The sequence below is a fragment of the Pseudomonas sp. 05N434 genome (assembly GCF_056396965.1).
The window spans coordinates 1-10,589 of record NZ_JBFTMK010000109.1 but is presented as its reverse complement, the minus strand read 5'-3'; the positions used below and the strand labels follow the sequence as shown (position 1 = coordinate 10,589).

Genomic DNA, 10,589 nt, shown 5'->3' with positions numbered 1-10,589 from the left:
CGCTTAAAGCGTCGAGAGGAAGGTGCTGTTGTTGACCTGCCATTCGGTGATGTCGACGCGGATACGCTTCTTGTCGAGCTTGCCGACGCTGGTCTTGGGAATTTCAGTAACAACGGCGATCTGACTCGGGATAGCCCACTTGCTCAGGTGCCCCTGTTCAACGTACGGCTTGAGGTGCTCCTTGAGTTCCCTGGCCCCGATCTGATGCCCTTCGCGAACCACCAACAGCGCAAATGGGCGCTCGCCCCACTGCGGATCGGCGATGCCCACTACTGCTACCTCACGTACCGCAGGGTGGCGACTGATCAGGTCTTCCAGGTCCAGGGAAGAGATCCACTCGCCACCGGTCTTGATCACATCCTTGATCCGGTCACGGATGTCGATCACGCCCATGCTGTCCAGGGTTGCCACGTCGCCGGTGTGCAGCCAGCCCCCGGCCCAGAGCTCGGCGCCTTTTTGCGGCTCGTTGAAGTAACCCTCGGTGAGCCACGGCGCACGCAGCACCAGTTCGCCCTGGGTTTCACCATCGGCAGGCAGGAAGTTGCCCTCGGTGTCGACGATTGCCGCCTCGACCAACGGCCCCGGCACACCAGCCTTGATCCGGTAGGTGGTGCGTTCGTCTTCGGTGCCGGCCATCAGCTCATCGTTGAGGTGGGCGCATGATACCAATGGCCCGGTCTCCGACATGCCATAGGCGGCGGTCAATTGGATGCCCTTGGCCTTGGCGGCGTTGTACAGCGCATGGTTGAGCGCACTGCCGCCGATGACGATTTTCCAGCCACCGAAATCGACGTTTTGCGCCGCCTTGGCATTGAGGACCATTTGCAGAATGGTCGGCACGCAGTGGGAAAAGCTCACCTTCTCCTTGCGCCACAGCTCCACCAGATACTCGGGGTCGTAACGGCCCGGATAAACCTGCTTGAGCCCGAGCATGGTCGCCACATACGGCAAGCCCCAGGCATGCACATGGAACATCGGGGTGATCGGCATGTACACGTCGTTGGTGCCCAACAGCCGCACGCTGTCGATGGCGCCCATGATGGTCGCCACGCCCATGGTATGCAGCACCAGTTGCCGATGGGTGAAATACACGCCTTTGGGGTTACCGGTGGTGCCGGTGGTGTAGAACGTGGTGGCCACCGAGTTTTCGTCGAAGTCCTGGAAGTCGTACTGCGGGCTCGCCGCGGCCAGCAGTTGCTCGTACTCGCCGACAAGGTTCGGCAACTCGGCAGTTTTTTCCGGCAAGTCGGTCAGCAGCAGGGTTTTCTCCACCGTGGTCAGGTGCCCGGCAATCGCCTTGTACAAACCGACGAACTCGCTGTTGACCAGCACAAAGCGGTCCTCGGCGTGGTTCATGGTGTAAAGAATCTGTTCTGGCGACAGCCGCACGTTAATGGTGTGGATCACCGCGCCGATCATCGGGATGGCGAACATGCACTCCAGGTAGCGATGGCTGTCCCAGTCCATTACCGCCACCGTATCCCCGGCCTTCACGCCGGCCTCTGTCAGCACATTGGCCAGCCGCGCAACCCGCTCGATCAGGGTCGGATAGCTGTAGCGCAACTGATCGCGGTAGATGATTTCGCGAGTTTTTTCGTAACGGGCGCCGGACATCAGCAGCCGTTTAATCAACAGCGGATACTGGTAAGCGCCCTCGGCTGGAGGAATAACGCGAGTCTGCAACATAAGAGTCCCTTTTTGACTGCACAGTCTTGGCTGCTAAAGCTAAGCACTCTAGAGGCCTTGAACGCCAGCCAAATCAGCCAAAGGTATGATTTGCAGAGCCGTACAAATGCTAGCTTTACGCCAGCACTTGCGAGAATTCGTCAGCCGTTACGCCATTTTTCCTACGGCAGCCTCGGCCGGTGTCCGGGGGAAAACCATTGCAGCCACGAAGGTCAACGCCGCAATACTCGCCAATATCAGGTAAAGACCTACAAAACCTTGGCGCGGTTCGACGAACGAAATCAGCGGAATCGCGGTAGCACTGGCACCGAACGATAAACAGTAACGCAGCGCGAAGACTCGGGATTGCCATTGCGGCGCGACAAAGTTGGCGACCATCGCATCATTCACCGTGACCTGGCCAAACACCACGAACATGAACGCCGCACCCAGCACGATCACGGCCCAGCCGTCGACATAGGCCAACCCGAACAACAGTGGCGCCTGGCACAGCGTCAACACTATGAACGGCCATTTCAGACTGAAACGATGCAAGACCCGGCCGATGCTCAACTGCGCCACGGCGCCGAAGGCATACGCCAGGCTGACCACGACGCCAAGGATTTGCGGTGAAGTAAACAAATCGTGCAGGCGTTCCTGAAACAATTTCGGATAGGTCATGGTCGTTGCGTTGAACACCACACCGCCGGTCGCGGTGGCCAAGGCCAGTACGCCGAACACCATGACCATGGAAATCCGCTGACCGGCCGCATCTTTGAGCGGTGTGTGCGCACGCTTGGGGATCGGTTCTTCGCGCACCTGAAACGCGAAACCGATGCCCAGCCCAATCGCCACCATGCCAGGCAAAACGAATGCCGAACGCCAGCCGAGTTGCGCCACCAGCAACCCGGTGATCAGCGCCGAAAACGCCACGCCAAGGTTGCCCCACATGCCGTTGATACCGATTTCGCGGCCCCGGTTGTACGCGTAAGCCACCAGCATCGCGGTGCCCACCGGGTGATAGATCGCGGCGAAAATACCGATCAGCGTCAGGCCGAGTACCAGCATCGGTGTGCTGCTGCTCACGCCGGTAAAGATCGCTGAAGCGCCAATGCCGAAAAAAAACACCAGCATCATTTTCCGTCGGCTCCAGCGATCCCCCAGCCAGCCGGCCGGCAGCGAACAGGCGCCAAAGGCAATAAAGCCGCCGAGAGACAGGCCGATCATCGCGGCGTAGTCCAGTGCGAAGGCCTGGGTCATGCCGAGAACGGCGGCGGGAAAAATCAGCATGAACATGTGATCGATCACATGAGCTGCGTTGATATAGCGAAGGACATTTCTGGACTGGTTCATCGCGGCACGCTTACGTTGTAGTGAGCGGCTTATGCTAAGTTGGCGAAAAAGAGTAATCCTGACAACAAAGTCATTGGATCTGACATGTTAATCAGCCATTTCCTGCACGGGCCGGTCAGCGCCTATCCGCGAGATTACGTGGACGGTGCTCACCAGGAACTGCATCAACACCGCGAAGCTCAGTTGCTGTACGCCGTTTGCGGCACCATGCGAGTGGTCACTGCGCAAGGTGCCTGGGTCATTCCACCAACCCGAGCCGTATGGATTCCACCATTGGTGGCGCATGAAATTTTCATGTCGGGCGAGGTGCGCATGCGTTCGCTGTTCATTGCCCCCGAACTGTCGCCGCCAACGCTGCAACAGTGCTGTGTGCTGGCCGTCACACCGCTGCTGCGCGAGCTGATCCTGCGCGCGGTGCAAGGTCCGCGACACGCGGAAAACTCATTGATTCAGAAGCTGATGCTAGAAGAGATCGCCAGCCTGGAAAACCTTCCGCTACACATTCCAATGCCCGAGGACCGACGCCTGCAGGGCATCTGCATGGCGCTGCTGCGCGCACCGARTCACTCCAACACCCTGGAAGACTGGGCACAACAGGTCGGCGCCAGCTCTCGAACCTTGGCGCGGCTGTTCCAGCAGCAACTGAAGATGAATTTCAATGCCTGGCGCCAGCAACTGCGCCTGATGGAAGCCCTGCCGCGCCTGCTCGCCGGGGAAAGCGTGCAGAGCGTGGCGCGCGACCTGGGCTACGGCAGTGCTCGGGCGTTCAGCGCAATGTTTCGCCGTTTGCTCGGGGAAAACCCTCGGGAATACCTGAACGCGCTGAACAAATTGAGCGAGCTCAATCCCCCGTAGACACTCAGCGCGATCAATGCATCTCGGTGAACGCGAGTTTCACGCCGATGGCGATCAGCACCGCGCCCATGGTCCGGTCGAACCAGTGGCCCATGCGGGCGAAACCGGCGCGCACGCGTTGTTGACTGAACAACATCGCCACCAGGCAAAACCAGAGCGCCGTTGCCGCTGCCAGATAGATCCCGTAACCGGCCTGTACCGCCAGCGGCGTGTGCGGGTTGATCACCACGGTGAACAGCGACAGGAAAAACAGCGTGGCTTTCGGGTTCAGGCCATTGGTCACGAACCCCGCAGTGAAGGCGCCCCGCGCGGTGCGCTCACCCGCTTCCTGGTGCAGATCGTCAGCCGCAGGTTTGGCCGGTTGCGCGCGCAGGGCCTTGTAGCCGATGTACAGCAGGTACGCGGCAGCGGCCCATTTCAAGGCGTTGAACAGCACGATCGACTGAGACACGATCAACCCGATCCCCAGCAGCGAATAACCGACGTGCAGGAAAATCGCCGAACCAACGCCCAGCGCAGTCCAGGTCCCGGCGCGGCGACCGTGAGTCACGCTCTCCCGCACCACCACGGCGAAATCCGGGCCGGGGCTTGCAACAGCCAGCAGGTGAATCAGCGCAACGGTCAAGAATTCTGTCCAGTACATGGGGGCTCCTTTTGGCCAAGCGTAACTGCTTGTTTCATCTGGTAGGCTCGGCAGATTACGCCCTCAGTTCAATGCACAAAAGGTACAGTTGATGACGAACTCTCGCCGCGCCGTTTTCCTTGACCATCCGTCCCTGGACCTCGGCGATCTCGACCTCAACCCACTACGCGAGTGCTTCAGCGACTTGCAGCTGTTCGCCCAGACCACGCCTGCGCAGGTGATCGAACGCCTCAAAGGCGCCACTGTCGCCATCACCAATAAAATCTTGATTGATGCGGCGGCCATGGCGGCCAGCCCCGAGTTGAAGTTGATCCTGATCACCGCCACCGGCACCAACAATGTCGACCTTGCTGCAGCCCGCGCCCACGGAATCACTGTTTGCAATTGCCAGGGTTACGGCACGCCGTCGGTGGCTCAGCACACGATCATGTTGTTACTGAACCTGGCGACGCGCCTGGGCGACTATCAAAAAGCCGTCGCCGAAGGTCGCTGGCAACAGGCGAAACAGTTCTGCCTGCTGGATTACCCGATCGTCGAACTCGAAGGCAAAACCCTCGGCTTGCTCGGCCACGGTGAACTGGGCGGTGCCGTCGCGCGGCTGGCCGAAGCGTTCGGCATGCGCGTCTTGCTGGGGCAGATTCCGGGTCGCCCTGCCCGCCCGGATCGCTTGCCGCTGGACGAACTGCTGCCGCAAATCGACGCCCTGACCCTGCATTGCCCGCTCAACGAACACACCCGACACTTCATCGGTGCCCGTGAACTGGCCTCGATGAAGCCCGGTGCTTTCGTGGTCAACACCGCGCGAGGCGGCTTGATCGACGAACACGCATTGGCCGACGCCCTGCGCAACGGCCACTTGGGCGGCGCGGCCACCGACGTGTTGAGTGTCGAACCACCGACTGCGGGCAATCCGCTGCTGGCCCAGGACATTCCACGGCTGATCGTCACCCCGCACAACGCCTGGGGTAGCCGCGAGGCGCGGCAGCGAATCGTTGGCCAGTTGACGGAAAACGCTCAGGCTTACTTCAGCGGTAAAGCGCTGCGGGTCGTCAGTTGATAAACTGCGGCACTTTTTTCAAGGAGCAGAGTATGGATCCGCGCAGTGAAGTACTGCTTCGTCAGGCCGAGTTGTTCCAGGGTTCGGTGCTGCTGGCCGGTTTGCCCGCCGATGACTTGCTGGGTCGCTTGCCCGATGCCCACGGCTGGTGCTGGCACGCCGGCGATCAAGCAGCACTGGACGCCCGTTTCGCCGGGCGCAGCCATTTTGGCGTGAATGCGCCCGAGCGCGAATTCGACAGCGCCGTGGTGTTTCTGCCCAAGTCCAAGGACCTGACCGACTATATCCTCAACGCCCTCGCCTCTCGTCTGGCCGGTCGTGAGTTGTATCTGGTCGGCGAAAAACGCAGCGGCATCGAAGGCGCGGCCAAGCAGTTGAACCCCTTCGGCAAACCACGCAAGCTCGACAGCGCACGGCATTGCCAGCTCTGGCAGGTCACCGTGGCCAATGCGCCAGAAGCCAAATCGCTGGAAAGCCTGGCCCAGACCTATGAACTGCCATTGGCCGAAGGGCCGTTGAAAGTCATCAGCCTGCCGGGCGTGTTCAGCCACGGTCGACTGGATCGCGGCAGCGCCCTGCTGCTGGAACATCTGGACAAACTGCCCAGCGGCCACCTGCTGGACTTCGGTTGCGGTGCAGGCGTGCTGGGGGCCGCGGTCAAGCGGCGTTATCCGCACAACCAGGTCACCTTGCTCGATGTCGACGCATTTGCCGCCGCCAGCAGTCGCCTGACCCTGGCCGCCAACGGTCTGGAAGCGGAAGTGCTGACCGGTGACGGCATCGACGCAGCGCCCATGGGCTTGAGCGCGATTCTGAGTAATCCACCGTTCCATGTCGGCGTACACACCGACTACTTCGCCACAGAGAACTTGCTGCGAAAAGCAGCTAAACATCTGAAAAATGGCGGCGAACTGCGGTTGGTTGCCAACAGTTTCCTGAAGTATCAGCCGCTGATCGAAGAGCACTTGGGCGCGTGTGCGATCAAGGCTGAAGGACAGGGTTTTAGAATCTACCGGGCCAAGCGTGGCTGAAAACGCTTTTGCAAAAGAGGGCTTGCCCAATCGGATTTGCCTAGGCAGAATCCGCTCCGTCCTAGGGGAGTAGTCTCCCACGAGCGCCATGCTCGTCCGGCATACGTCAACATACTTGGTCCTCAGACCATGGCGTATGCGACCCACGCGTCCGCATCAGACGGATCGCAGGGTTTGACAAGACCTATGACACGAACACCTTACCCGGGGCGGGAAGGCTGTACGTGTCATAGCCGTGTCGACCCGCCCCTTAGGAAAACCCTGATGATGCTGGACTCTCTACTCGTTCCCACCGCAATCGTTGCCTTGGCCGAAATCGGCGACAAGACGCAACTGCTCGCGCTCATTCTCGCTGCCCGCTTTCGCAAACCCTGGCCGATCATTGCCGGCATCGTCGCCGCGACCCTGGCCAACCACGCGGCGGCCGGTGCGGTAGGCGCCTGGTTCGGCAGTTTCTTCTCGAATGCGACGCTTCACTGGATCCTCGCCGCCAGCTTCGCCGCCACGGCGCTGTGGACACTGGTGCCGGACAAGATGGACGAAGACGAAGCCAGCACCGCCCGCAAGTTCGGACCGTTCCTGACCACGCTGATTGCGTTCTTCCTCGCGGAGATGGGCGACAAGACTCAGGTTGCGACCGTGATGCTCGCCGCGCAATACCCGGATCTGTGGCTGGTGATCCTCGGCACCACCGCCGGGATGTTGATTGCCAACGTGCCGGTGGTACTGGCGGGTAATTTTGCAGCGGAAAAACTGCCTCTGACTTTGATCCGTCGCCTGGCGGCGTCGGCGTTCTTCATCCTGGCGATTGTCGCGGTGTACAAGGCGATGCAGAGCAGTGGCTGGGTTTGACCCTGGATCTGGTGAGTAACAGATTGTGGCGAGGGGGCGTTCCGACAAGCCCCCTCGCCACAAGCCTCAGCACTTGATGATCAGGATTTCCTGGCTTTCTCGTACAACGGCATGACTTTCGGAATCGCCGCCTGCAACGACGCAATCCGACTGGCCGACGCCGGGTGAGTGCTCAAGAACTCTGGCGGCGCGCCTTCCGAGGCTTTGCTCATTTTGTTCCACAGGGTGATCGCAGAGTTCGGGTTGTAACCAGCGCGGGCGGCCAGTTCGAGGCCGATCAAGTCGGCTTCGTTTTCGTTCTCGCGACTGTTGGGCAAGGTCATGCCGTATTTGGCCACGGTGTCCGCCAGGGCCAGGCTGTCCTGCCCCAGACCGAGCAACGCACCGGCGCCCTGCTTGGCCATTTCGAGACCATAAGCCCTGGACATCGCTTCACGACTGTGCTCGCGCAAGGCGTGAGCGATTTCATGGCCAATGATGGCGGCGATTTCGTCGTCAGTGAGTTGCAGGGTGTCGATCAGCCCGCTGTAGAAAATGATCTTGCCACCAGGCCCGCAGGAGGCATTCAGCTCATCGCTCTTGATCAGGTTCACTTCCCATTGCCACTGGGCCGAATCCGGACGAAACACCGGTGCCTGGGCAATCAGGCGATTGGAGATGGCCTGGACGCGCTTCGCATTGTTACTGGATTTATCCAGCACGCCTTTGGTGCTCGCCTCCCCGATGGTCTGTTGATAAGACTGGGCGTACATCTGGTTGACCTCGGAGGTCGACAACATACTGAACATGTATTGCGTGCGCTCAACGCCCACGGCGCCACCGCTGGTGGTGTTGACCGACTGACAACCGGCAAGCAGCAGACTTGCACTCAGTGCACACAAAACCAATGTCTTACTCATCAAGAAGCTCCCTGGAAACATGCCGCGTATCCTAGGTGGGGATTTGTATCGGCGCCAGATACAACGGACGTGTAGCACGTACATTTCAGACAAAGCCCCGATTACCGTAGGAAAAAATTCACACAACAGCGTCCACCGCGGCTGATCACGGCCAGCAATGATTCATTTACGACATCCAGCACTCTAAAACAGCCAATTCGTTACACCTGGCTCATGCCCCACCGCCCCAGTGCCGATACAGCTCTGCAGACGTCCTCTTGCGTGCGGAGCACCCATGAAATTCAAGTCGATCCAGTTTTCCGTTGCCGCCCTGGCCGGCGCCATTGTGCTCAGCGTTGTCGCAGCCCTGGTGCTGTACGCGCTGTTTTCCGGCGCCCGGACCCAAGACATGGTCCAGCAACGGACTCAGGCGCAGTTTGAGCAAGTCATCGAACAGCGCCTGACGTCGCTGGCACAAACCCAGGTCAGCCAGATCCAGCGCGAACTCGAAGCACCGCTGCTGATTGCCGGCGGTCTGGTGCGGGTCAACGCATTGATCGGCACACCGGGCGCCGACGGCCAGCCGCAACTGAGCCTTAGCCGCGAGCAACTGATCAGCCTGATCAAGGAAAACGTCGCCCGGAACCCGAAAATTCTCGGCACCTACATTGGGTGGGAAAAAAACGCCCTCGACCACAACGATGCGGCCTACGTCGACACCAAAGTAGTCGGCATCGACGCCAGTAACGGGCGCTTCCTGCCGTGGTGGTTCCGTAACGAAGACGGCAGCCTGGGCCTGGACAAACTGGTCGACGTCGACGACCAGAAAACCTTGTCCACCGGTGTGCGCGCCAGCGAGTACTACCTGTGCTCCAAGGAAACCAAAAAATCCTGCGTGATCGATCCGGCGCCCTACAAGGTTGGCGACAAGATCGTCATGCTCGCCTCCTTCATTGAACCGATCATGCTCAACGGCGCGTTCCAGGGCATCGTCGGCGCCGACCTGTCGGTGAACTTCATCCAGGAAATGCTCCTGGGGGCGAATCAGAAACTGTACAGCGGCGCCGGAGAAATGGCCCTGATCGGCGGTAACGGCCGGATCGTCGCCTACACCAAAGACCCGAGCAAATTCGGCGAAAAGGTCAGCGACATCCTCGACAGCAAGCAGATTGCCAACATGGCCAATCTCAAGCGTGGCGAAGTGACTTACACCGTCGACAAGGCCCAGGGCCGGATCGAGTTGTACCTGCCCTTCGGCATCGGCCAGACCGACGCCCGCTGGACCTTGATGCTGCAACTGCCGCTGAACGCGGTGATGGCCGACCTGCAAAAACTTCAGAGTGACCTGGACGCACAGCGCAAGTCCGACACCTTTGGCATGGCCATGGTCGGCCTGCTGATCGCCGGCATTGGTTTGTTGGTGATCTGGCTGGTGGGCCACGGCATTGCCCGGCCGCTGAAGCAGATGGTGACCATGCTCGATGACATCGCCCAGGGCGAAGGCGACCTGACCCGCCGCCTGACCAGCGACCGCAGCGACGAACTGGGCTCGATCGCGAAGGGCTTCAACACCTTCCTGGCCAAGTTGCAGGCGATGATTACTCAAGTGGTGACTTCGGTGCAGAGCGTCAGCGACTCGTCGGAACACACCGCCGACATTGCCATTCGCACCAACATCGGTGTGCACAAACAAATGGCCGAGATCGATCAGGTCGCCACCGCCGTACACGAAATGACCGCCACCGCCCAGGACGTGGCGCGCAACGCCACCCAGGCCGCGCAAGCTGCCAGTCATGCAGATCAGGCGGCGGCACAAGGCATGCAAATCGTCCGGGATACGTCGAATTCGATTGGTGTTTTGGCCATCGAAATCGGCAAAGCCGTCGGCGTGGTGCAGACCCTGGCCAAGGACAGYGAAAACATCAACGCGATCCTGACGGCCATTCGCGGCATCGCCGAGCAGACCAACCTGCTCGCCTTGAACGCGGCCATCGAAGCCGCGCGGGCCGGTGAACAGGGTCGGGGTTTTGCGGTGGTGGCCGATGAAGTACGCAACCTGGCGCAGAAAACCCAGAAGGCCACGGAAGAAATCCAGACCATGATCCAGCAACTGCAACAAGGCACCCGCGATGTGGTGCGGGTCATGGAAGACAGTCAGAACCGCACCGACGAAAGCGTGCAGCACGCGGCGAAAGCGGCCCAAGCGCTGGAAACCATTACGCAAGCGGTGTCGGTGATCAACGACATGAACACCC

The 10,589-nt window shown here is 60.2% G+C and carries 9 protein-coding genes and 1 riboswitch; of the genes, 5 read left to right on the top strand and 4 right to left on the bottom strand.

All coding sequences use genetic code 11. The features are described from left to right. Positions 1–3: 3 nt before the first annotated feature. Both AC1DLB_RS09890 and AC1DLB_RS09885 read right to left on the bottom strand, forming a co-directional pair. Positions 4–1,686 carry a fatty acid--CoA ligase gene (locus AC1DLB_RS09890; RefSeq protein WP_477784938.1) on the bottom strand — a complete coding sequence of 561 codons (1,683 nt, stop codon included), beginning with the start codon at positions 1,684–1,686 and terminating at the stop codon, positions 4–6. Positions 1,687–1,833: 147 nt separating this feature from the next. Then, on the bottom strand, positions 1,834–3,018 hold the full coding sequence (locus tag AC1DLB_RS09885; protein WP_477745545.1) for an MFS transporter: 1,185 nt from the start codon (positions 3,016–3,018) through the stop codon (positions 1,834–1,836). Positions 3,019–3,102: 84 nt separating this feature from the next. On the opposite strand from AC1DLB_RS09885, the gene AC1DLB_RS09880 reads away from it, so the two are divergent. After that, on the top strand, positions 3,103–3,873 hold the full coding sequence (locus AC1DLB_RS09880; RefSeq protein ID WP_477784937.1) for an AraC family transcriptional regulator: 771 nt from the start codon (positions 3,103–3,105) through the stop codon (positions 3,871–3,873). A 13-nt stretch (positions 3,874–3,886) separates the two neighbouring features. On the opposite strand, the gene AC1DLB_RS09875 is transcribed toward AC1DLB_RS09880, so the two are convergent. Continuing rightward, complete coding sequence (locus AC1DLB_RS09875) at positions 3,887–4,516, bottom strand: LysE family translocator (RefSeq protein WP_019582369.1); 630 nt, start codon at positions 4,514–4,516, stop codon at positions 3,887–3,889. Positions 4,517–4,607: 91 nt separating this feature from the next. Between AC1DLB_RS09875 and AC1DLB_RS09870 the strand changes: the two genes are divergently transcribed. The 3 genes from AC1DLB_RS09870 (at position 4,608) to AC1DLB_RS09860 (ending at position 7,456) form a co-directional block, all read left to right on the top strand. Beyond that, a complete protein-coding gene (locus AC1DLB_RS09870) occupies positions 4,608–5,573 on the top strand; it encodes a 2-hydroxyacid dehydrogenase (RefSeq protein WP_477744015.1) in 966 nt (321 codons plus the stop codon). 32 nt (positions 5,574–5,605) lie between these two features. Next, entirely contained in the window at positions 5,606–6,604 is a 999-nt protein-coding gene (locus AC1DLB_RS09865; RefSeq protein WP_064616188.1) for a class I SAM-dependent methyltransferase, read from the top strand. A 51-nt stretch (positions 6,605–6,655) separates the two neighbouring features. After that, positions 6,656–6,780, top strand: a riboswitch (yybP-ykoY riboswitch). A 91-nt stretch (positions 6,781–6,871) separates the two neighbouring features. Next, positions 6,872–7,456, top strand: a complete 585-nt coding sequence (locus AC1DLB_RS09860) for a TMEM165/GDT1 family protein (protein WP_026286682.1) — start codon at positions 6,872–6,874, stop codon at positions 7,454–7,456. A gap of 80 nt (positions 7,457–7,536) precedes the next feature. On the opposite strand, the gene AC1DLB_RS09855 is transcribed toward AC1DLB_RS09860, so the two are convergent. After that, on the bottom strand, positions 7,537–8,355 hold the full coding sequence (locus tag AC1DLB_RS09855) for a M48 family metallopeptidase (RefSeq protein ID WP_018929596.1): 819 nt from the start codon (positions 8,353–8,355) through the stop codon (positions 7,537–7,539). Between the two features lie 274 nt (positions 8,356–8,629). On the opposite strand from AC1DLB_RS09855, the gene AC1DLB_RS09850 reads away from it, so the two are divergent. Further along, the coding region (locus AC1DLB_RS09850) for a methyl-accepting chemotaxis protein (protein ID WP_477784936.1) at positions 8,630–10,589 on the top strand (1,960 nt) is incomplete at its 3' end.